General features: G+C 71.4%; 21 protein-coding genes. 8 read left to right on the top strand and 13 right to left on the bottom strand.

Going from position 1 to position 20,620, the window contains the following annotated elements:
- Positions 1-15: 15 nt before the first annotated feature.
- Positions 16-288, bottom strand: a complete 273-nt coding sequence (locus ACFY4A_RS28505) for an SHOCT domain-containing protein (protein ID WP_390832202.1) — start codon at positions 286-288, stop codon at positions 16-18.
- A 512-nt stretch (positions 289-800) separates the two neighbouring features.
- Between ACFY4A_RS28505 and ACFY4A_RS28500 the strand changes: the two genes are divergently transcribed.
- A complete protein-coding gene (locus tag ACFY4A_RS28500) occupies positions 801-1,613 on the top strand; it encodes a ferritin family protein (protein WP_390832201.1) in 813 nt (270 codons plus the stop codon).
- Between the two features lie 310 nt (positions 1,614-1,923).
- Here ACFY4A_RS28500 and ACFY4A_RS28495 read toward each other — a convergent pair whose 3' ends face one another.
- From ACFY4A_RS28495 to acsA, 5 genes are read right to left on the bottom strand one after another with little or no spacing between them, the layout of a single operon-like run.
- The gene (locus ACFY4A_RS28495; RefSeq protein ID WP_390832200.1) at positions 1,924-2,199 is read right to left on the bottom strand and encodes an acyl carrier protein; all 276 of its coding nucleotides are present in this window, start codon (positions 2,197-2,199) and stop codon (positions 1,924-1,926) included.
- A 5-nt stretch (positions 2,200-2,204) separates the two neighbouring features.
- A complete protein-coding gene (locus ACFY4A_RS28490) occupies positions 2,205-3,743 on the bottom strand; it encodes a 2-oxo acid dehydrogenase subunit E2 (protein WP_390832199.1) in 1,539 nt (512 codons plus the stop codon).
- 1 nt (position 3,744) lies between these two features.
- Positions 3,745-4,824, bottom strand: a complete 1,080-nt coding sequence (locus ACFY4A_RS28485; RefSeq protein ID WP_390832198.1) for an alpha-ketoacid dehydrogenase subunit beta — start codon at positions 4,822-4,824, stop codon at positions 3,745-3,747.
- Positions 4,821-5,846, bottom strand: coding sequence for a pyruvate dehydrogenase (acetyl-transferring) E1 component subunit alpha (gene pdhA / locus ACFY4A_RS28480; RefSeq protein ID WP_390832197.1), 1,026 nt, complete (start codon positions 5,844-5,846; stop codon positions 4,821-4,823). Before pdhA ends, ACFY4A_RS28485 begins: the two co-directional genes overlap by 4 nt.
- Positions 5,843-7,657 carry an acetate--CoA ligase gene (gene acsA / locus ACFY4A_RS28475; protein WP_390832196.1) on the bottom strand — a complete coding sequence of 605 codons (1,815 nt, stop codon included), beginning with the start codon at positions 7,655-7,657 and terminating at the stop codon, positions 5,843-5,845. Before acsA ends, pdhA begins: the two co-directional genes overlap by 4 nt.
- A 159-nt stretch (positions 7,658-7,816) precedes the next feature.
- Between acsA and ACFY4A_RS28470 the strand changes: the two genes are divergently transcribed.
- The 7 genes from ACFY4A_RS28470 to ACFY4A_RS28440 all read left to right on the top strand — a co-directional run bounded on the left by ACFY4A_RS28470 (position 7,817) and on the right by ACFY4A_RS28440 (position 14,384).
- On the top strand, positions 7,817-8,446 hold the full coding sequence (locus ACFY4A_RS28470; RefSeq protein ID WP_390832195.1) for an MBL fold metallo-hydrolase: 630 nt from the start codon (positions 7,817-7,819) through the stop codon (positions 8,444-8,446).
- Between the two features lie 206 nt (positions 8,447-8,652).
- Positions 8,653-9,780: a 4Fe-4S dicluster domain-containing protein gene (locus ACFY4A_RS28465; RefSeq protein ID WP_390832213.1), complete on the top strand. Its 1,128-nt coding sequence runs from the start codon at positions 8,653-8,655 to the stop codon at positions 9,778-9,780.
- Positions 9,777-10,595, top strand: coding sequence for an FAD/NAD(P)-binding protein (locus tag ACFY4A_RS28460; RefSeq protein ID WP_390832194.1), 819 nt, complete (start codon positions 9,777-9,779; stop codon positions 10,593-10,595). Before ACFY4A_RS28465 ends, ACFY4A_RS28460 begins: the two co-directional genes overlap by 4 nt.
- A 1-nt stretch (position 10,596) precedes the next feature.
- On the top strand, positions 10,597-11,475 hold the full coding sequence (locus tag ACFY4A_RS28455) for an oxidoreductase (protein ID WP_390832193.1): 879 nt from the start codon (positions 10,597-10,599) through the stop codon (positions 11,473-11,475).
- Entirely contained in the window at positions 11,472-12,818 is a 1,347-nt protein-coding gene (locus tag ACFY4A_RS28450) for a Ni/Fe hydrogenase subunit alpha (RefSeq protein ID WP_390832192.1), read from the top strand. The genes ACFY4A_RS28455 and ACFY4A_RS28450 overlap by 4 nt, the downstream gene beginning before the upstream one ends.
- The gene (locus tag ACFY4A_RS28445; RefSeq protein WP_390832191.1) at positions 12,815-13,294 is read left to right on the top strand and encodes a hydrogenase maturation protease; all 480 of its coding nucleotides are present in this window, start codon (positions 12,815-12,817) and stop codon (positions 13,292-13,294) included. The genes ACFY4A_RS28450 and ACFY4A_RS28445 overlap by 4 nt, the downstream gene beginning before the upstream one ends.
- A gap of 415 nt (positions 13,295-13,709) precedes the next feature.
- Complete coding sequence (locus ACFY4A_RS28440; RefSeq protein ID WP_390832190.1) at positions 13,710-14,384, top strand: CBS domain-containing protein; 675 nt, start codon at positions 13,710-13,712, stop codon at positions 14,382-14,384.
- Between the two features lie 52 nt (positions 14,385-14,436).
- Here the strand turns inward: ACFY4A_RS28440 and ACFY4A_RS28435 are convergent, their stop codons facing one another.
- The 7 genes from ACFY4A_RS28435 to ACFY4A_RS28405 all read right to left on the bottom strand — a co-directional run bounded on the left by ACFY4A_RS28435 (position 14,437) and on the right by ACFY4A_RS28405 (position 20,459).
- Positions 14,437-14,889, bottom strand: coding sequence for a dsRBD fold-containing protein (locus tag ACFY4A_RS28435; RefSeq protein WP_390832189.1), 453 nt, complete (start codon positions 14,887-14,889; stop codon positions 14,437-14,439).
- 100 nt (positions 14,890-14,989) lie between these two features.
- On the bottom strand, positions 14,990-15,808 hold the full coding sequence (locus ACFY4A_RS28430; protein ID WP_390832188.1) for a universal stress protein: 819 nt from the start codon (positions 15,806-15,808) through the stop codon (positions 14,990-14,992).
- A gap of 464 nt (positions 15,809-16,272) precedes the next feature.
- The gene (locus ACFY4A_RS28425; protein ID WP_390832187.1) at positions 16,273-16,731 is read right to left on the bottom strand and encodes a CBS domain-containing protein; all 459 of its coding nucleotides are present in this window, start codon (positions 16,729-16,731) and stop codon (positions 16,273-16,275) included.
- A gap of 30 nt (positions 16,732-16,761) precedes the next feature.
- On the bottom strand, positions 16,762-17,751 hold the full coding sequence (locus ACFY4A_RS28420) for an Acg family FMN-binding oxidoreductase (protein ID WP_390832186.1): 990 nt from the start codon (positions 17,749-17,751) through the stop codon (positions 16,762-16,764).
- Positions 17,752-17,781: 30 nt separating this feature from the next.
- Positions 17,782-18,660, bottom strand: coding sequence for a universal stress protein (locus ACFY4A_RS28415; protein ID WP_390832185.1), 879 nt, complete (start codon positions 18,658-18,660; stop codon positions 17,782-17,784).
- Positions 18,644-18,934, bottom strand: a complete 291-nt coding sequence (locus ACFY4A_RS28410) for a DUF1918 domain-containing protein (RefSeq protein WP_390832184.1) — start codon at positions 18,932-18,934, stop codon at positions 18,644-18,646. Before ACFY4A_RS28410 ends, ACFY4A_RS28415 begins: the two co-directional genes overlap by 17 nt.
- 130 nt (positions 18,935-19,064) lie before the next feature.
- Complete coding sequence (locus ACFY4A_RS28405) at positions 19,065-20,459, bottom strand: nicotinate phosphoribosyltransferase (RefSeq protein WP_390832183.1); 1,395 nt, start codon at positions 20,457-20,459, stop codon at positions 19,065-19,067.
- Positions 20,460-20,620: the final 161 nt, after the last annotated feature.

The following is a 20,620-nucleotide window of genomic DNA, read 5'->3' as shown; positions in this document are numbered from 1 at the left end:
GGCGGCGACGTGGGGTCATCGGTGCTCCCGAAGCAGCGCGAGCCGACGTTTGTACTCGTCCTCGTCGATCTCCCCGCGTGCGAACCGCTCGGCGAGCAGGCTCTCGGCTCGTCGGTCCTGCCACCCACCTTCGCCGGACGGTGGAGGCGGGCCGGGCTGGTGACGCGCACCGGTGAGGTATCGCACCAGTGCGATGAGGGCGACGATCAGGACGGCCCAGAACAGCACCGTGATAACCGTCATGACCAACCAGCCGCCCCAGCTCCACCCGCCGTCGTACCACATCATGCCGATCACTTCCCTCGGCTGACTGCTGCATCAATGCCAGGATGGATCGGTGAGACCTCAGTCGTGCCGGGCCATAGTTCCCGACCGTAGGGCCGAAGGGCCCAACGCCGCATCTGGATTGGCTGTGGTTGCCGTGCAGCAGCGGAGTGCAGCAACCACAGCGAGCTGATTGGCGGGCGGATGCACGTTCCCCGGGGCCGGTCGCGCACCTGAAGCAGGCGGAACGCGGCGACCGACAGGCGTGCGGTCACGATGCATATTCACTCGAAAGGGTTACGTGAAGGGGCAAGGGTGCACGTGTGCGGGTCGCATGGGGAGAGGGTGCTCGTACCCAGAAGTGCCCCGAAGGAGGCATCATGGTCCGCCACTCGATACGTACGCTTCTGGTCGGCCTGTGCACGCTGACGGCCGCGTCCCAGGCGGCTACGGCCGTGGCCCTTGCCGTGCCGGCTGATCAGCACCGGGTGACACACACCGCCACCCGGGCTCTCCGCTCGCAGACTCTCTCCGACGTGACCACAACCATGAAGGGGGAGGCGTACGCCTACGCCGCCTACAGCCTCTTCGCGGCCGAAGCCGACCGCCAGGCTCACCCGGCCGTCGGCAAGCTCTTCCGCAGCACGGCGCAGACCGAGCTGAACGAGCACCTGCGCGAGGCGGCAACCCTGGCCGGCGCCGTCGGATCGAACGCGGCCAACCTGCGCCAGGCCATCAACGGCGAGACCTATGAGCACCAGGTGATGTACCACCGCTTCGCCGACCAGGCCCGCACGGACGGCGACCTCGAGGCCGCCAAGCTGTTCACCGAGATCGCCGCGGACGAGGGCCGTCACCGCGACGCCTACCGCACCGCGCTCACGGTCGTGACCACCGGCCGCGGCACCATCCCGGCGCCGCCGAAGGCTGACACGGTGTCGGTGCCCGCCGGACTGCCGAAGGTGAAGGCCGCCCGCACCCAGGCCAACCTCGACACCGCCCTGCACGGCGAGGCGCTCGCCCACGCCAAGTACATGCTCTACGCCGCCCAGGCCAGACAGACCGGCAACCCTGCACTGGCACGACTCTTCGAGGGCACCGCCGGGGTCGAGTTGCACGAGCACTTCGCCGGCGAAGGAGTCCTGGCCGGCCTGGTCCGCCCGACGAAGAAGAACCTGAGCAAGGCCATCACCGGGGAGCACAACGAAGCGACCACCCTGTACCCGGGGTTCGCCAAGCGGGCCACCGCCGTCGGCGACACCGCCGCCGCCCGCTACTTCCGCGACACCGCCGCGGACGAGGCCAAGCACGCAGCCGCCTTCCAGCAGGCACTCAACCAGCTCCACTGACCGCCCTGGCCGAGCCACGAGACCGGCCGGACACAGAGTCCGGCCGGTCGACGCTCCGGCGCGCAGCGAGTCAACGCACGTGGGGCGTTCTGGGAGTGGTGGTCCACGATGCGAACAGCGCGAGCAGGCGAGCACTCGCGACAGAACTGCCTGAGCCGCCCGGCCCGGGCCGACGCGCATCCCCTCCCCGCCCCCCATGGGGAGGAGCCGCGATGACGCCGCCTGCTCATCACGGGCGTGGCGTACCCCGGTGCCCGTGGGCGCAGCGGTTTCATGGGGCTACTGCTCGGCGGGCATGGACGCCGGACGATCACGAGGCCGGGCTGGTCTCGTCCTTCGTCCGGTCGACCAGGAACCGCGTGGCATCGGACAGGGTGGTCAGGTCCGGGTAGTCCTCCTCGTCGATCCGGATTCCCGTGCGCTCGGACAGCAGCTCCACCAGGCTGAGGAAGTCGAGCGAATCCAGTTCGAGCACGTCACGGAACTTGTCGTCCGGTCCGACCACGGTGAAGTCCGCGTCGGGAACGATCCGGCCGATCGACTCCTCGACCACGGTCCTGGCCTCCGCGTTGTCCAGGGGCTTCATCTGACTCACAGCTCCTCCGGTTTCTGCAGCAGTCGGCCGATCGCCGTCAGGTAGCGTGCCCCTACGGCACCGTCCGTGGCCCGGTGGTCGGCGGCCAGGGTCGCCGTCACCACCGGACGCACGCCGAGCATGCCATCCGAAGCCCAGGGCCGCTCGACAACCGCGCCGAAGCCGACCAGGGCCACCTGAGGCGGATGGATGACACCGAACACCGTCTCCACGCCGAGGTCGCCCAGGCTGGTGACGGTCAAGGTGGCCCCAGTCGTCTCGCTGCCACGCAACCGTCCCCGGCGGGCGCGCTGGACCAGATCCTTGAGACTGGCCATGAGGGCGTCGGGCGGCAGTGTGTCGGCGCGGTGGATGACCGGCGTGAGCAGCCCGCCATGCCGGAGCGACACCGCGACCCCCAGGTTGACCTCGGAACCGGGGACGAACCTGTCGTTCTGCCAGTAGCCGTTGAGACCCGGGACCTCATGCGTCGCCGCCGCGGCGGCCTTCAGCAGCAGGGCCGCCGGCGCGAGGCGGCCGGCAGGCGGACGACCGCGGTTGATGCGGCGCAGCCAGTCCTCGGCCGCCCTGAGGTCGATGGTGGTGGACAGGTAGTAGTGCGGGATCTCCCGCTTGGAGCGGCTCATGAGGTCGGCGATGGCACGGCGCATGGCGTCCGTGGGCTGTTCGCCGTCCCTTCGGCGCTGAGCCGGCCGCTCGGGTTCATCACCCCTGGGCCTCCGGGCACCTGCGCGCATGGCCGTGTGTACGTCCGCCGCTCGAACCGCTCCGCTGTCCCCGGTGCCCCGTACCGCCGTGAGGTCAATACCGAGATCACGGGCGAGCCGCCGTGCGTACGGGGTGGCCCGTACCCTGGGGGCGCGCAGCGGCGGGGCCTGCTCCACGTCGGCACGGGTGATCCGTCCGCCGGGCCCGGTGCCTTGCAGGGTCGTCAGGTCGACGTCCCGCAGCACCGCCAGGTGCCGCACGAGCGGCCCGGCCCCGATGACCGAGGCGCCCCCGGCGGAAAGCTCCGGCGGTGGTTGCGAGGAAGAACCGCCTGTCGAACGTACGGGCTGCCTGGCCGGCTCCTCGCGGGATTCCGCGCGCACCGGCTCCTCGACGGGCCTGGACTCCCGGACCACCTTGCGCGGAGGTTCCGGGCGTTCGTCCGGTGAGACCGGTTCTCGGCCGGTGTCCGCGTGCGTAGGCGTCTTCTGGGAGGGAGCTTCCCCGACCGGCTCGGCGGCCATGGGCGGGACCGCGTCGGCCCTTGCCACTGCCGGCGCCTCGGGAGCGCCCGCCCGTACGCCGGGCGCGGCCTCGCCCTCGATCACCGCGAGCGGTGTCCCCACCGGCACCCGGGCCCCCGGCGGAACGAGCAGCCGTCCCACGGTCCCGGACTCGAAGCACTCGACCTCGATGGCCGCCTTGTCGGTCTCCACGACCGCCACGACGTCGCCCTTGCGGACCTGGTCACCCGGCGTCACGAGCCACTCCTGCAGCACTCCCTCGTCCATGTCCGCGCCGAGTGAGGGCATGGTGAACGCGGCCATCTCAGCCCGACCTCCCGGTGACCGGCTGCCGTCGCGCCTCGTCGGCTCCGGCCGGCACGGGCTCGCCGACCGCGCGGCGCGCGGCTGCGACGATTCCGTCGACCTGCGGCAGCGCGGCCTCCTCCAGCCTGCGCGCGTACGGCACGGGAACTTCGGCGCTGCACACCCGCTCGACGGGGGCGTCGAGGTCGTAGAAGTGCTGCTCGGTGAGGCGCGCCGAGATCTCCGCGGCGAGGCTGCCGGTGCGCCAGCCCTCGTCGATGACGACGGCGCGATGTGTGCGCGCCACCGAATCGCCGATGGTGGCGTCGTCCAGTGGGCGCAGGGTACGCAGGTCGACGACCTCGGCGCTGATGCCGCCGCCGGCGAGATCGTCGGCGGCGGCCAGTGCCTTGGGCAGTGAGCCGCCGTAGGTGATCAGGGTGACGTCCGTGCCCGGTCGGCGGACGGCCGCGCGGTCGATGTCGACAGGTCCCGCGTCGGGGGGCAGGTCACCCGAGACGTTGTACAGGCTGCCGTGCTCGAAGATCAGCGCGGGGTCGGGGTCGGCGAGTGCGGGGGCCAGCATGTACCGGGCGTCGGTGAGGGTCGCCGGGGCCAGGACGCGCAGGCCGGGGATGTGCGCGTACCAGCCCTCCAGGCTGTGCGAGTGCTGGGCCGCGAGTTGCCGTCCCGCGCCCGTGGTCATCCGGATCACGATCGGAACGGGCAGCTGGCCGCCGGACATGTGCAGCAGGGTCGCCGCGTTGTTGAGGATCTGGTCCAGGGCCAGCAGGCTGAAGTTGACCGTCATGATCTCGACGATCGGCCGCAAGCCGCCCAGGGCCGCGCCGATGCCGGCGCCGACGAACGCCGACTCGGACAACGGGGCGTCACGGATCCGCTCGGGCCCGAACTCCTCCAGCAGGCCGAGGCTGACGCCGAAGCAGCCGCCGTACCGGCCCACGTCCTCACCCATCAGGAACACTCGCTCGTCGTTGCGCAGGGCCTCGCGCAGTGCCTCGCGCATCGACTCCCGATAGGTCGTCCTGCGGTTCGAGGGCGCGGCGGGCTCGGCGGTGCGCGTGCGGGTCGCTGTCATGGTCGGCTCGCCTCCACCGGGCTGGTCACGTACTTCAACAGATCCTCGACGGGTTCCTCGGGAGCCTGTGCGGCCGCTTCGACGGCACGGTCGATCTCGGCGGCCAGGCGGTCCTCCAGGGCGGTGCGGGCCTTGTCGGACAGCTCCTTCGACTCCCGCAGCCGCCGGGCGAGCCCTTCGACCGGGTCGCGCTCCTTCCAGTGCTCGATCTCGGCCTTGTCGCGGTAGCGGTCGGGGTCGTACATGGAGTGAGCGCGGAATCGGTAGGTCCGCATCTCCAGGAAGTGCGGTCCGGTGCCGGCACGTATCCCTTCGGCCGCCCGCCGGGCGGCGTCCTCGACGGCGAAGACGTCCATGCCGTCGACTGCCCAGGAGACCATGCCGTACCCGGCGGCCCGCAGCGCGAGATCGGTGTGGGCCTGGTGACGGGCCAGGGCCGTGCCCATCGCGTACAGATTGTTCTCGCAGACCAGCAGCAGGGGCAGTCCCCACAGCGCCGCGAGGTTGGCGGTCTCGTGGAACTCGCCCTCGGCGAAGGCACCGTCACCGAAGAAACAGCAGGTGACACGGTTGCGACTGGTCATGCGGTCGGCGAGGGCGAGGCCGGCTGCCAGAGGCAGCCCGCCGCCGACTATCGCGTTGCCGCCGTAGAAGCGGCGGCCGGCGTCGAACAGGTGCATGGAGCCGCCCCGGCCGCGGCTGCAGCCGGTGACCTTGCCGAACATCTCCGCCATGATCGCCTCGGCCGGAACCCCGCGGGCGAGTGCGTGCCCGTGTTCGCGGTACGTCGACACGACCGCGTCGTCGTCCGTGAGCGCCTCGTTGACGCCGACGGCCACGGCCTCCTCACCGATGTAGAGGTGCATGAAGCCCCGGATGTGCGCGGCGCTGTACAACTCCACGCAGCGTTCCTCGAACCGGCGCACGCGCAGCATCGACTCCAGCAAGGCCAGCCGGTGCGCGGTCTGACGGTTCGGACGAGGGGCGGGCCGCGGTGCGTGCGGCGTGCGGGTGGCGCTCATGCCGACTGTTCCGTCCTTTCCGAGGAGTCCTCCAGCGCGGAGATGTCGCCCTCGGGCAGGCCGAGTTCACGGGCCCGCAGCAGGCGCCGCATGACCTTGCCGCTGCGGGTGTGCGGCAGGTGCTGGTCGAAGGCGATGTCGCGGGGCGCCACGGCCGGGCCCAGCCGGCGCCTGGCGAAAGCCAGCAGGTCCCGTCGCGTCGCGGTCGTCGCGTCGAAGCCCGGCCGCAGCGCGACGAACGCCTTGACGATGTTCCCGGCCACGGGGTCGGGGCGGCCGATGACCCCTGCCTCGGCGACCGCCGGATGCTCCATCAGGGCGCTCTCGACCTCGAACGGCCCGATGAGATGTCCCGCCGACTTGATGACGTCGTCGGCACGCCCGACGAACCAGTACCAGCCGTCCGCGTCACGTCGTACCAGGTCGCCGGTGAGGTACCAGCCGTCCGCGAAGGCGGCGGCGGTGCGCTGTTCATCGTTCAGATACCCGCGGAACATGGACGGCCAGCCGGGCCGGAGCGCCAGCTCGCCCTCCACCCCGGGCTCCTCCAGGACGGTGACGTGCCCGTCGGCGACCTCGGCACGGCCGTCCGGGCCGCGCCGCAGCACCGCCGCCTCCATCCCGGGCAGCGGACGCCCCATCGAGCCGGGGCGGATGTCGCAGGCGGCGAAGTTGGCGATCATGATGGCGCCGGTCTCGGTCTGCCACCAGTTGTCGTGCACCGGCAGTCCGAGCACGTCCCGCCCCCACACCACCGCCTCCGGATTGAGCGGCTCGCCGACCGAAGCGATGAACCGCAGCGCGCTCAGGTCGAACGAGCGCGGCAGGTCGTACGGCCCGGACCTCGGCGTCGTCCGCATCAGCATGCGCAGGGCCGTCGGCGCCGTGTACCAGACGCTCACCCGCTGCTCGGCGAGGATCCGGTACCAGCGGCGGGCGTCGTAGTCGCCCTCGTCCACCACGACCGTCACACCGTGCATGAACGGTGCGACGATCCCGTAGGTCATGCCGGTGACCCAGCCCGGGTCCGCAGTGCACCAGAACACGTCGTCCTGGTGGAGGTCGAGGGCGTACAGCGCGGTCATGTAGTGGGCGACGGCCGCCTCGTGCACGTGCACCGCGCCCTTTGGGGTGCCGGTCGTGCCGCTGGTGAAGTGCAGCAGGGCCATGTCGCGGGGCGAGGTCGGCGGGATGGTGAAGGTGTCGGGGGCGTCGGCCATGAGCGCGGCGAGGGACAGGGTGCCGGGCAGGACGTCCGCGCCCTCGCCGACGATCAGTACGTGGCGCAGACCCGGCAGCGCCGCACGCTGTCCGGCGACCTTCCTGCGATACAGCTCCGGCGTGGTGACCAGGACCCGGGCGTCACTCAGCCGCAGCCGCTGAGCCACCGGGTCCGGTCCGAAGGCGGAGAACAACGGGCACAGGACACTGGTGTTCTTCAGTGTGCCGAGGGCCACGGTGTACAGCTCGGGGCACCGTCCCAGCAGCGTCACCACCCGGTCGCCCCGACCGATCCCGAGCGTACGGAGCACGTTGGCGAACCGTGCCGTGGCACGGGCCAGGTCCCCGTAGGTCACGCAGTTCACGGAGTCGTCCCGCCCGACACAGCGCAGCGCGACCGCCTTCGCGTGGGCCGATGCCGCGTGCCGGTCCACGGCCTCGTGCGCGATGTTGAGTCCCTGCCCGCCTGGCAGCCCCTGCAGCCTGGCTCGCGCCTCCGACCACGAGAAGTCCGCACACTCCTTGTCGTAGTCGCCCAGATTGGGGGCAACCCGGGGAACGGTGTCCTTCCGGATGGTCTCCCACCGCATGCCGGCCCCTCCTTCCTGCGGGCCTTCTTCGACCATCCGTCCGGCCCGCCCCGCCCGCACTGGGCCGAACGGCCCCGGTACCTGGCCGGACGGCTCAGGCCCACGGTCACCGCTTGCCCGAGACTGACGACCAGATCACGTCCCCGGGAGGTGACGCGTATGGCGCCTCCGCTGCGGCTCACGCTGCTGGGCGTGGGCGCCATGGCGTCCCCGCGTTTCGCACCGGCCGGCCTGCTCGTCGCCAGCGGCCGCCATCGTGTCGCCCTCGACGGCGGTCCCGGTGCGGAGCCGCCCGAGGGCCGGCTGGATGCCTGGCTCGTCACCGACGAGCACGCCGAGCTCCGCTCCGCCCTGCGGCGGCTGGCCGCCGAACACGGGCTGGTGCCGCGCATGACGGACATGGACCCCGGCGAGCTGCGCATCCGCGCCCTGCCGGTTGCGCACACCTCCCATCCGACCTGCGGTTACCGCATCGAGGGAGAGGCGGGGGTGGTGGTGTGGGCGCCGGAGTTCTGGACCTTCCCGCCCTGGGCGGCAGAGGCGGACCTGATGTTCGCGGAAGCGTCGGGCTGGGACCGACCCATCCGCTTCCGCGGTGGAGTGGGTGGGCACGCTCCCGTGCGCGATGTCGGCACAGCAGCGGCACGGCACCGGATCGGCCGCCTGGTCTACGCGCACATCGGCCGACCCTGCCTGCGAGCGATGGACGCCGGTCTGACGCCCGAGTACGGGGAGTGGGGTCGGGAGGGCCACACGTACGTACTCCCACCGCACCACCGAGGGAGTTGATCGTCGGCTAGGTCAACAGGACCAATGGACCCCATGGGCTTGCCCGCATGGCTCTGCCGGCACGCCGACGTGGCCGCAGAAGCTGGGGTCGTAGGCCTCGAAGGACGGCAGGTCTCATGCGCTGTCCGCAGTGCCGAAGGAGGTCGGTCGTGGACGCCGACGCCGATGTGAACGTCTCCCCGGCCCTCGCGTCCGACGGGCTCGTCATGGGCAAGGACGGTATGGCCGCGCTCGTGGACGTGCTGGTCCGGCGGGGATTTACCGTGGTCGGCCCCACTGTGCGCGACGGTGCGATCGTGCTGGCGGAGCTGCGGTCGGCCGACGAGCTGCCGTACGGGTGGGGCGTGGAGTTGGAGGCCGGGCAGTATCGGCTGCGGGAGCGGTCGGACGGTGCCGCCTTCGCGAACGCGGCGGGTCCCCAGTCGTGGAAGCCGTTCCTGCATCCGTCGCGGGTGCGGGAGTGGAGCGCCGAGCGGGTCGAGGGCGAGCTGGTCCTCACGGCCGAGCAGGCCGCACCGCCTCGATACGCCTTCCTGGGGGTGCGGCCCTGCGATCTTCGGGCCATCGCCATCCAGGACCGGGTGCTGACCGGTGGGACGTACCGCGACCCCGTCTACGAGGGGAGGCGCTTCGGGGCGCTGCTGATCGTGGTCGAGTGCACGGAGCCCGGCGCCACCTGCTTCTGCGTCTCGATGGGCACCGGGCCCGCTGCCGGTCCCGGCTACGACCTGGTGATGACCGAAGTGGTCGACGGGGACGGGCACCGCTTCTGGATCCGCGGCGGCAGCCAGGAAGGCGAGGAGATCCTGGCCGAGCTGCCCGCGCGTCCGGCCGACCAGGAAACCCGGGAAACGGCGCGCGCGGACGTCACGGCCGCCGCGACCCGCATGGGACGGAGCATGCCCGAAGCGGACCTGCGGGAGCTGATGGCCGGCACGCTCGACGCCCCCCGCTGGGACGACGTCGCCGGGCGGTGCCTGACCTGCGGCAACTGCACCATGGTCTGCCCCACCTGCTTCTGCACCACCACCGAGGACGTCACGGACCTCACCGGCGACCACGCGGAGCGGTGGCGACTGTGGGACTCCTGCTTCGACCTGGACTTCTCCCATCTGCACGGCGGCCCGGTCCGCGCCTCGGCGCGCAGCCGCTACCGGCAGTGGATGACCCACAAACTCGGTACCTGGTACGACCAGTTCGGCTCATCCGGCTGCGTGGGCTGCGGACGGTGCATCGTGTGGTGCCCGGTCGGCATCGACATCACCGAGGAAGCCGCCGCTCTGTACGACTGGACACAGTCCGGCGTACCGCCATCGGAGTCGGAGGAGCGATGACCACCACGCTGCCCCCGCTGCCGTACCGCGTCGCCGACACCTGGGCCGAGACCGGCGACACCCGGTCGATCGAGCTGATACCGGCCGGAGGAGCACTCGCGCCCTTCTCACCGGGGCAGTTCGCGATGATCTACGCCTTCGGGGTCGGCGAGGTGCCCATCTCGGCCAGTGCCCTGCGTGGCCGTCATGGGGGGCTCGTGCACACCGTGCGTGCGGTCGGCGCGGTCTCGACCGCCCTGTACCGTCTGCGCCCGGGGGAAAGCGTCGGACTCAGCGGGCCGTACGGTACCGGCTGGGACCTCGAAGCGGCAGTCGGCCACGATGTGCTGGTGATCGCCGGCGGCCTTGGGCTGGCCCCGCTGCGGCCGGTCGTACACGCGGTCCTGGACCGGCCGGACGTCTACGGCCGGCTCGCGGTCCTGGTGGGCGCCCGAACCCCTGCCGATCTGGTCTACCGGGACGAGATCGAGAGCTGGCGCGGCCCGGCCCGGGTGGAGGTGACCGTCGACCGCGCCGGGCCCGGCTGGCGCGGTGGGGTGGGCGTGGTCACCACGCTCCTCGACCGCCTCGACCTGCGCCCCGAACGGACCTGCGCGCTCGTGTGCGGGCCCGAGGTGATGTTGCGGCACACCGCACGCGCCCTCTTGGTCCGGGGCCTGGTCCCACAGCGCGTTCAGGTGTCCTTGGAACGCAATATGCGCTGCGCCACCGGCCATTGTGGTCACTGCCAGCTCGGCCCGCTCCTGCTGTGCCGCGACGGGCCGGTCGTCGGCTACGACCGCGTTGCACACCTGCTCCTCGTAAGGGAGTTGTGACATGGTCACCGAGTTCGGATCGGCCCCCGACCCACGGCCGGCACTCGCCGTGTGGAAGTTCGCCTCCTGCGACGGCTGCCAACTGACCCTGCTCGACTGCGAGGACGAACTCCTCGGCCTCACCGAACGCGTACGGATCGACCACTTCGTGGAGATGACCCCGGTCGAGGGCGCCGACGGGGAGCGCGCGCGGCCGGACGGCCGGGGGCCGTACGACCTCTCCCTGGTGGAGGGATCGATCACCACCGCCGAGGACGCCGAGCGGATCCGGCACATACGCCGCATCTCCCGCTGCCTGGTGACCATCGGAGCCTGCGCCACCGCGGGCGGCATCCAGGCGCTGCGCAACTTCGCCGACGTCGACGAGTTCCTCGCCGCGGTCTACGCCCGGCCGGAGTACATCGCCACGCTGGAGACCTCGACACCGATCTCGGCCCATGTTCCGGTCGACTTCGAACTGCGCGGCTGCCCCATCGACCGCCGCCAGCTCCTCGAAGTCATCACCGCCTTCCTGGCCCGGCGCAAGCCCCAGATCCCGAGCCACAGTGTCTGCTTCGAGTGCAAGAGGCGGGGGACCACCTGCGTCACCGTGGCCCACGGCACCCCCTGTCTGGGCCCGGTCACGCATGCCGGGTGCGGCGCCATCTGCCCCGCCTACGGGCGCGGCTGCTACGGCTGCTTCGGACCCACGAGCCGACCCAACCTGCGCTCCATGGTCGCGCAGCTGCGCCACGACGGGATGAGCGAGCAGGACATCCGGCGTGTCTTCCGCACCTTCAACGCCACGTCGCCGGAATATGCCCCCGTACCCGACCTTGCGGCCGAGGAGCAGCACAGCCCTCGCGCCGGGAGAGAAACCCGTCCGGAAAGGCCCGCATGAACCATCGCGGAACCCGCGTCCTGCGACTGGACGCGCTGGCCAGGGTGGAAGGCGAAGCGGCCCTCGACCTGCGCATCCAGGAGGGCACCGTCACGGAGACGCGGCTGCGCATCTACGAACCGCCACGCTTCTTCGAGGCTTTCCTGACCGGCCGAGGCCACACCGAACCCCCCGACATCACCGCTCGCATCTGCGGCATCTGCCCCGTCGCCTACCAGATGAGCGCCTGCCAGGCGATCGAGAACGCCTGCGGTGTCACGGTGGACGGCCCTTTGGCGGAACTGCGCCGCCTCCTGTACTGCGGCGAGTGGATCGAGAGCCACACCCTGCACATCTACCTGCTGCACGCCCCGGACTTCCTCGGGCGAGCGGACGTCGTGGAGCTGGCCCGCGACCAACGAGCCGTCGTCGAACGGGGTTTGAGGATCAAACAGGCCGGCAACGCGATCCTCGAACAGCTCGGCGGCCGCCCCATCCATCCCGTCAACGTTCGGGTCGGCGGCTTCTACCGCACGCCGGCACCGGACGAGCTCCGCCCACTGGCGGCACGGCTGCTACAGGCCCGGGAAGACGCGCTGGAGACTGTCCGCTGGGTCGCGGCGTTCGACTTTCCCGACGCCGTGGGCGACCACGACCTCTTCGCACTGCGTGACCCCGGTAGGTACGCCATCGACTCCGGAACGCCGGCAGCCATGGCCGCTCATGACCGCGGCCGGACGCTGCGCGAGTTCCCCCTGGCCGGCTTCGAACAGCACGTCCAGGAAGGGCAGGTACCGCATTCCACCGCTCTGACCGCGACTCTGGACGGCCGCCGCTATCTGACCGGCCCGCTGGCCCGCTACGCGATCAACGGCCGGTGGCTGCACCCCGTGGCCGCCGAGGCCGCGCGGGACGCCGGCCTGGGCGACCCGCTGACCGGCGCCGTCTGCGACAACCCCTTCCGGAGCATCGTCGTACGTGCCGTCGAGGTGGTCCAGGCCGTCGAGGAAGCCCTGCGGATCATCGACGGATACCACCCGCCTCCCCGGCCGGCCATCGAGGTCCCGCCCCGCCAGGGCGTCGGCGCCGGGGCCACCGAGGCGCCCCGAGGTCTGCTGTACCACCGCTACGCCCTCACGGAGGACGGCACGCTCACCGAGGCCCGCATCGTCCCGCCCACGGCCCAGAACCAGACCGCCATCGCGGAGGACGTGCGCCGGGCCGTCCAGGCGCGCCTGGACACGGCCGGGCCCGCCGCTGACGACGAGGAGCTCACCCACCTGTGCGAACGGACCATTCGCAATCACGATCCCTGCATCTCCTGCGCCGCCCACTTCCTCGATGTGACCGTGGAACGCCCATGAGCGGCCGGATCGTGGTGATCGGCGTGGGTAACTCGCTGCGCGGTGACGACGGAGTCGGCCCGGCAGCGGTGGAGGCGTTGCGGGGCCGCGTTCCCGACGGCACCGTCCTGGCCGTCAGCGACGGCGAACCCGCGCGCATGCTCGACCTGTGGAGCGGCGCGGACACGGTGGTCGTGCTGGAAGCCCTCCGAGCCGGGTCGGCCCGGCCGGGGGAGTTGCACACTCTGACGGCGGCGGAAGCGACCGGCCGCACAGCGGGTACGGCGAGCACGCATGCGCTCGGCCTCGGCGAGTGCCTCGCGCTGGCCGAGGCCCTCGGTCAACTGCCGCCGACGCTCGTGGTGCACGCCGTGGAAGTGGCCGACATCGAACTCGGCACGGGTCTGAGCGAAGCGGTGCGATCAGCGCTTCCCGAGCTGATCGACCGCGCCGCCGCCTCCGTACGACGGGCTTACGAACAGAATCGGGGGGCCTAAGGGGCCGGTGGCGTCCCACGAGAGCGCAGACCTGCGCGGTTGCCGTCCTTCGGTGTGCGGTCTCGGCTGCGCCCCGGTTTTGCAGCGAGCCAGGAGTACGGACCCGCGGTGGACGTCCAGCCCTGGTTCGGGACCTCGTCCACATGGTCGATCTCGAAGGGGACCTCCGTCTCCGCTGCCGATGTCGCCGGGATAGGCCGCCCTGGTCGCCCGGTGGAGCCCGACGATGTCGCCGTCGCGCCTCGCGGCGCCGGCCGCCGGGCTTTCGATGACCAGTTGGTCGCTGAGTGAGCTCGCATGATCGCCGCCCTCTCCTCAGAATGGTGCTGTATCCAACCTGCCGCGCGGGACACACCGCCGCACGAAGCGAGAGGTCCCCGTCCGCGAGGTGGGCGGCCCGTATCCGGGAGGCACCATGCACCACCGAACGGTCGAGGAACTCATGACCCAGGACGTCGTCCGGGCGCGGCGTGACACGCCGTTCAAGGAGCTCGTCAGGTTGCTGGAGGAGAACGACGTCACCGCCGTGCCCGTCGTGGACGAGCTGGACCGGCCGATGGGCGTGGTGTCCGAGGCCGACCTGCTGCGGAAGACCACCGACCAGGCCGACCCGTCGGGGAGGACCCCGATCCCGCACTTGGAGGCCTGGGAGCGGGCCAAGGCCGAGGGTTCGCGGGCCGAGGAACTGATGTCCGCTCCCGCGGTGTGCGCGCGGCCGGAGTGGACGGTGGTCGAGGCCGCCCGCCTCATGGAGACCCAGCACGTCAAACGGCTTCCTGTGGTGGACGAGGCGGACCGGCTCCTGGGCATCATCAGCCGTGCTGATCTGCTGCGGATCTTCCTGCGCCGCGACGAGGCCATCCGCGACGAGATCACCGGGGATCTGCTGCGGCGCACCCTGGGGCTCGATCCGAGGGACGTGACCGCGGAAGTGCGCGACGGGCGGGTCACCCTCGCCGGCACCGTGGAGTACAGGAGTCTGATTCCCGTCATCGAGCAGTTGTGCCGTGGCGTCGACGGCGTCGTGTCGGTCTCCGGGAACCTCGCCTACCGCACGGACGGCCCCGGGGACGCACCCACCGGCACCTGAGCAGGGAACGTCGAGTCCGTCGAGGTGTGTCGTTGCGCAGATCCGTCCCGGTTCACACAAGCCGTTCAGCAGTCCGAGGGCTGCTGTGCCGGGGCACCGCCATGCCCTGGATGTCGCGTTCGGCGGCGTTCAACAGTTGGTGGGCGAGGTCGTGCATGGCCCTGCCCGCCGCCGACTCGTCCCCGCCGCCAGCTCGTCGCCTGTCTCCGGCAGGTTCGGTCTGCCGGACTGCGGTGCGCGCTTCCGTGGCCGGTGAGGGCCGTGGTGCCCGTGTCCGGCACCACGTGTGCCTTCGTTGTTCCGTCGTCGTCCTCGAAGGGGTGAAGACATACGCTCTACCTGTCCTGTGCGCGTCATCGCTCTGTCCTTGCCACCGTGCCTGTGGCCTGCTGAACTGCGCGATCGCAGCCGCGCTTGAGGTGAGACGGCGGACGGGCGGGGTGAGTCGGAAACAGGTGGGCGGCCTCCAGCAGGTCGGTGGTCGGCCCCCTGGTCGTCTCACCATGGAACGACAGCGGTCTGCCCTCACAGAGCCGGGAGTCCCTGCTGGGACCGGCGATCGGCCCGAGGAGGCCGGTGACGGTCCGTCTCTCGTCCCGTGGCGATCACCTGTGCGGCACGACGGCGACGGGACACGGCGCGTGATGCAGCAGCGCGTGATTGATCAGGCCCAGCTGCAAGCCCGAATGCCCAAGTCGCCGCCGGGCGCCCACGACCAGCAGATCCGCCGTCGACGCGGCCTCCAACAGGGCCGGGCGCGCCGGTTTCTCCATCAATTGCCGGCTCACCGTGGCGTCCCGATACCTTTCGGCAGGGCGGCGCAGGGCGTCATCGAGCACCTGCGCCGGCGGACGCCGGTGGGCTTCCAGGAACCACGACGGGGCCTGCGGTGTCGTACAGGCACCGGACGGTGCGCTCCAGGCGTGTACCGCCACAAGTCGACAGCCCCGCACATGGGCCTCGCGCAACGCGAAGTCCACCGCCGTGCCGCTGCCCTCCCCGTCCTCGACTCCCACGACGACATTCCCGAACCGGGCGGCGCGATGTTCCGGGCTGCCGCGGACGACGACGACCGGGCAGTCGGCATACGCCGCCACGGCGAGGCTCACCGAGCCCAGGAGCATGCCGGAAAGGTCTCCGTGCCCCCTGGACCCCAGCACCAGCGCGAAGGCGTTGTGTCCCTTGTCGACCAGAGCGGAGGTCGCGTCCTCGTGCGAGACCTCGCTGGACAACGGCACCGCGGGAGCATCCTGCCTGGCACGCGCTGAGGCAGCGCTGATCACGTCGGACGCTTCCTGCTCACCGGCCGCCGCGTGCAGGAGATGGAGCGGGATCCCGTGCCGGGCAGCCTCGTCGGCCGCCCAGTCGACCGCCTCCAGGCTCGCCTTGGATCCGTCGACGCCCACCACCAGGGGAATCCTCACCGCGGCCGTCTCCTCTCGTGGCGGATTCCACGGCTCCGATCGCTCCTCCGCGGGTCCGCACGCGCCGCGGTCGGGGCCGGGGAATCCTCGAATGGGAGAAACTCATCGCGCCCGGTATGCAGGCGACGTCCCGACCGCACACTCGGTCGGACTCGTTCACCGTCCCCTCCAGCTTCTTACGAGACGGAGGCCGCCGCCATGCAACCAGTCGGCACCGTGGGCCTCGACGGCTCGCCCTGTCGCAGCATGCGGGCTGTCCGGTCGTGACCGTGCGCTGCCAGAAGCAGTGAGTCCGTACGTCCTTGGCGGTCCGCGCGCTGACGATGGGGCTCCTGCGGCTTGGGCTGCCGGTCGATGAGTGGTACGTCGTGCCGTCGGTGTGACGGGCTGCGTCGCATGCCGGTCCTGGGGCGACGCTCGCGCCGTGAGGCCTGTCGGTCGGCCGCCTCGCGGAGATCCGCGAGTCAGGGCTCATGCGGGGACGCAGTTTCCGAGGGAGGGCCGGGTGGCTCCTGCAGGACGCTCCAGGCGACCGGACCCAGCAGGTCGGCGAGCCGCCGGAAGACCTCGAGAAACAGGTCGTCGATCGTCAGCACGCCGACCACCCGGCCCGCATCCAGCACCGGAAGCCGGCGGACCCCCGCGCGACGGAAGGACCGGTAGGCCAACTGGAGGTCGTCGGCTGCTTCGATCGTGACGACGCGTGGTGACATGACCGCCTCCACTCGGGCCTCCGTGCCCAGGCCGCCGCCCATGCCCCGTACGGCCAGGTCGCGGTCGGTGACTATGCCGTGCAGTGCTCCGTCCTTGACCACGAGGACAGATCCGACGGCGCACTCGGCCATCCGTCGGGACACCTCGACCAGGGAGACGTGCGGCGGTACGCACACCGCCGGAGCAGTCATCACCTCGGAAACCTTCATGCGACTACTCCTCATGCTCCGATGGGTCCGTCAGAGGACGTCGAGCAGATCGGCCACCGGCCGCCGTGGGCTCGTGTGACCTTCGGGGCCGTAGCCGAGCCGGATCACCATCTGGACGTGCGCCATGGCCGAGACGGGATCGCGGACGGCCCACCGGAGCTCCGGCCATTCCAGGGGCTGGGAAGTGACCGAGGAGACGAGTCCGTCCGTGGTGGCCCGCAGCAGGACCCGCTCCAGCGCCTGACCGGCACGGAGCCAGTCCACCGGCTCGTCGTGGGCCGTACCCAGCAGGGCGATGGTCGGGTTCTTCTCGAAGGGTGCCCAGCCGCGCCCGGGCATCGGCCGGCCGGCGGCGAAGTCACGCACAGGGGCTGAGGCACTGCGTTGCCGAGGACCGAACGCCTCGCCGGGAATGCCATCGGCCGCCCCAGCGGTACCTGCCGGCTCCGTGTGCGTCCACCGCGCCGTCTCCCCGCGCACTTCCGGGTCGAGTGCCTCCCTGCCCTCGGCGTCCCGCACCAACTCGACGATCGACCGCACGTGCCAGGCACCGGGGAACGCCAGCTGCGCGCCCTCGGCGCGGGCCGCTTCGTACAGCCCCTCCCGCACGGCGGCCGGGAGTGCTTCGTCACGGAAGGGAAGGCGGCTGGAGTGACGGCGACGGATCGCAGGGCCCAGCCCGGCGAGCGCCCCGTCGGGTGGTCCGGTGCCGCACAGATCCACCTCGGCGAGGAAGTCCTGGTGGGCCGGGTCGGGCAGCAACCGGACGACTGGCGCCAGCCCTGCCGCGGCGGCGGCCACACGCAGGTTGAGGAGCGCGGCGCCGCACCCCATGCGCAGGCCGCGATTCATGGGGTCTGTTCGCGGGAGCGCGCGCTCCAGATCGGCGTACAGACGCAGGACGCCAGTGTCCCGCAGATAGCGGAAGGCCCAGGGCTGCGCGTTGTGCAGCGAGGGCGCCGCGGCGGCGTCCGCGACGAGCGCCTCGACGGTGTTCACGTCGGGAGGTTCTGCGGTCACGGTGGTCTCCCTTCGTGACGGCCCGGCCGCTTACCCGCGTGTCGGGACGGCGATGACAGGGCAGCCGGCGTGGTGCAGCACGCCTTGGCTGACCGAGCCCAGCAGCAGGCCGGCGAAGCCTCCCCGGCCTCGGGTCCCCACCACCAGGCCCAGAGCATGCGCCGAGGCATCCGTGAGCACCTGGACGGGATGCCCGACGACCACTTCGTGGCGCAGGTCCACCTCGGGGAAGCGGGCGTGGCGGCCCGCCACGATCTCGGAGAGCAACCGGCGGCACTCCTGCTGCGGCTCGTACTTGTCGAAGATCCTGAGCGGCCCCGGCTCCCAGGCGAAAACGGCCCGCAGCTGGGCGCCGCGCAAGGCCGCCTCCTCGAACGCCATATCGACCGCGGCAGCGGAGTGTTCGCTGCCGTCGACGCCGACGACGTAGTACGCGGGGTCCTGGGTGATGTGTTCCGGCTCGGGGACGACCACCAGAGGACAGTGCGTGTGGGCCATCACCGGGAGGGCGACCGACGCGGAGCCGAACACCTCCTGCCTCCGGCCCAGGTGCCGTGATCCCAGCACGACGGCGGTGGCGTCGCGGCTCTGCTCGCGCAGCACCCACACCGGGTCGCCCTCCGCGAGCAGGGCGTCCACCTCGAGCTGCGGGTGCCGGGCCACGACGTAGTCCGTGGCCTCCTCGAGCACCTGCTTCCCGGCCTTGTGCAGCGCCTCGTTCCATTCCTCCCACGACGGCAGGACGTCCCGCCTCCGGTAGCCCCTGGTTGGCACGCCCTCGGCGTGGACCGGGCGCAACGGCAGCCGTCGGCGGGCGGCTTCGTCGGCGGCCCAGGCCACTGCCATCCGGTGGGCCGGATCAGGATCGACGCCCACCACGATCGGCCGGCGGTCACCGGGCCGGGACATGGTCGCCTCCGGTCACCAAATGCCTGATGTACGCATCAGGGCCAGGGAAGTACAGAGTCACCCGTCCGCTGTCGGCCCAGCGCACGTCGTAGGGCGGCCTGCCGTCCGGATGGTGGAGACCGACAATCTCGCCGTCCCGGGCGATGACCCCGGCTGTGGTTCCGCGTACGACGATCTCGTCGCCGACGCGGGCCCGCCTCCAGGCGCCGGTCACTTCGGAGCCGGTACTCGGTACGTCCCGGTCGTTGTTCTTCGCCCGTGCGGGAGCGGACATCGCCCTCGCCTCCTCCCTGCGGTGGCGCGGAGAGGTGCCGCCGATTCCATGGAAGGCCCTGACAAGTGGGACCTGCCAGGGGCCATTGGTCCCTGCGACGGGCCTGCCGACCCTCCGCCGCACGGGCCTGTCACTGCGCGCGGACCGAGAGCGCGGAGGGGTGGGGCACCGCCGTGTCCGGGGGCGCGGCGCGACGCCCCGCGCCCAGACGGGCTTCGATATCGGCTCGCACCGAGGCGGTCAGCTGTTCAAGGGCCCGGGACCGAACCGGTGGGACCGGTTCGGGGTCCTTGATCCGGCGTGCCGATCCGGGCAGACCGGCGATGTCCTCGCGGAATCGCCTGCACGCGTCCTGCCAGCGGTCCGGCGACCACGTCCGACGCCCACCCCGCATGACCGTGCGCAGCAGCGGCTGTGCGGAGTCCGGCGCTTCTTCCAGCGCCAGGGCGATGACGTCGGGCCGTCCGGCGCGGCGGAAGACCTGCTTGCGGCCCGGGGCCGTGACTTTCGCCGAGGACAGCTTCATCACCGGGTGGCCGTCGTACTCGACGAGCTTGTACGCGGCGTCCAGATACGGGGCGTCCGCCGCCACGCCCACACGCGTGCCCACCGCGTACACGTCGATCGGGGCACCGGCGCGTACGAGCCGGTCCACTCCGTACTCGTCGAGTCCGCCGCTGGCAACGATCTGTACGTCGGTCAGCCCGGCGGCGTCCAAAAGGGCGCGTGCCCGCCGCGAGAGTGCGTCGAGGTCGCCGCTGTCCAGGCGGATCGCGCAGCCGGGGCCGCGCCGGAGATCGGTGAGGACCCGGGCGGCGACGCGCACGCCCTGCCCGGTGTCGTAGGTGTCGACGAGGAAGGTGACCGGACCGGGGTGGCAGTGCGCGAAGGCGCGGAACGCCTCCTCCTCGCTGGGGAAAGCCTCGATGTAGGAGTGGGCCATGGTGCCCGAGGCCGGGATGCCCAGGGAGGCGGCAGCGGCGACATTGCTCGTGCCGGCGAAGCCCACCAGGGCGCCCAGCCGGGCGGCCTGCAGCCCGGCCCATGGGCCGTGCGTGCGGCGCAGCGAGAAGTCGACGACCGGCCTGCCGGCGGCGGCCAGTACGCAGCGCGCCGCCTTGGACGCCACCACCGTCTGGTGGCAGAGCTGGTTCAGCAGGTACGTCTCGACGAGCTGTGCCTGCGGCAGTGGGGCGGTCACCTCCAGCAACGGCTCACCGGCGAACACCACATGGCCCTCCGGTATCGCACGCACGTCGCCCTCGAAGGAGAGGCCGAGGAGTGGTTCGAGGGCCTGGACAGGGCGGCGCAGGGCGTCCGCGAACGCTTCGACGTCCTCCTGCTCCATGCGGTAGCGGGCCAGGAAGTCCAAGGCGGACTCCAGGCCCGCGGCGACCAGGAAGCCCCGACCGGGTGGAAGGTCGCGGACGAAGAGGCTGAAGGTGGCCGGGGCACACATGTCCTCCTGGAGATAGGACATGGCCATGGTGACTTCGTAGAGGTCGGTGGTGGTGACGTCGGACATGGTGATCGCCGCCGGTGTCGTGGTGCCTTGGTTTCAGTCTGACCGCGACCGCGGTGGACGAAAGGGACCTCAGACCCCCGTGCATGGGCTGTTCGGCCTCAGCGCCAGGGAGTTCTGCGCGCTGAACTGGAGGTGTCCGTGGAAGGGGCAACAGCTCAGGA

The organism is Streptomyces sp. NPDC001292 (assembly GCF_042896465.1).
Taxonomy (GTDB): domain Bacteria; phylum Actinomycetota; class Actinomycetes; order Streptomycetales; family Streptomycetaceae; genus Streptomyces.
This window is presented reverse-complemented; position numbering and strand designations above follow the sequence as displayed.

Coding starts and splice junctions, on each gene's coding strand:
- ACFY4A_RS28505 (WP_390832202.1), bottom strand. CDS start 288: ATGATGTGGTACGACGGCGGGTGGAGCTGGGGCGGCTGGTTGGTCATG.
- ACFY4A_RS28495 (WP_390832200.1), bottom strand. CDS start 2,199: ATGAAGCCCCTGGACAACGCGGAGGCCAGGACCGTGGTCGAGGAGTCG.
- ACFY4A_RS28490 (WP_390832199.1), bottom strand. CDS start 3,743: ATGGCCGCGTTCACCATGCCCTCACTCGGCGCGGACATGGACGAGGGA.
- ACFY4A_RS28485 (WP_390832198.1), bottom strand. CDS start 4,824: ATGACAGCGACCCGCACGCGCACCGCCGAGCCCGCCGCGCCCTCGAAC.
- pdhA (WP_390832197.1), bottom strand. CDS start 5,846: ATGAGCGCCACCCGCACGCCGCACGCACCGCGGCCCGCCCCTCGTCCG.
- acsA (WP_390832196.1), bottom strand. CDS start 7,657: ATGCGGTGGGAGACCATCCGGAAGGACACCGTTCCCCGGGTTGCCCCC.
- ACFY4A_RS28470 (WP_390832195.1), top strand. CDS start 7,817: ATGGCGCCTCCGCTGCGGCTCACGCTGCTGGGCGTGGGCGCCATGGCG.
- ACFY4A_RS28465 (WP_390832213.1), top strand. CDS start 8,653: ATGGGCAAGGACGGTATGGCCGCGCTCGTGGACGTGCTGGTCCGGCGG.
- ACFY4A_RS28460 (WP_390832194.1), top strand. CDS start 9,777: ATGACCACCACGCTGCCCCCGCTGCCGTACCGCGTCGCCGACACCTGG.
- ACFY4A_RS28455 (WP_390832193.1), top strand. CDS start 10,597: ATGGTCACCGAGTTCGGATCGGCCCCCGACCCACGGCCGGCACTCGCC.
- ACFY4A_RS28450 (WP_390832192.1), top strand. CDS start 11,472: ATGAACCATCGCGGAACCCGCGTCCTGCGACTGGACGCGCTGGCCAGG.
- ACFY4A_RS28445 (WP_390832191.1), top strand. CDS start 12,815: ATGAGCGGCCGGATCGTGGTGATCGGCGTGGGTAACTCGCTGCGCGGT.
- ACFY4A_RS28440 (WP_390832190.1), top strand. CDS start 13,710: ATGCACCACCGAACGGTCGAGGAACTCATGACCCAGGACGTCGTCCGG.
- ACFY4A_RS28435 (WP_390832189.1), bottom strand. CDS start 14,889: ATGGTGAGACGACCAGGGGGCCGACCACCGACCTGCTGGAGGCCGCCC.
- ACFY4A_RS28425 (WP_390832187.1), bottom strand. CDS start 16,731: ATGAAGGTTTCCGAGGTGATGACTGCTCCGGCGGTGTGCGTACCGCCG.
- ACFY4A_RS28415 (WP_390832185.1), bottom strand. CDS start 18,660: ATGTCCCGGCCCGGTGACCGCCGGCCGATCGTGGTGGGCGTCGATCCT.
- ACFY4A_RS28410 (WP_390832184.1), bottom strand. CDS start 18,934: ATGTCCGCTCCCGCACGGGCGAAGAACAACGACCGGGACGTACCGAGT.
- ACFY4A_RS28405 (WP_390832183.1), bottom strand. CDS start 20,459: ATGTCCGACGTCACCACCACCGACCTCTACGAAGTCACCATGGCCATG.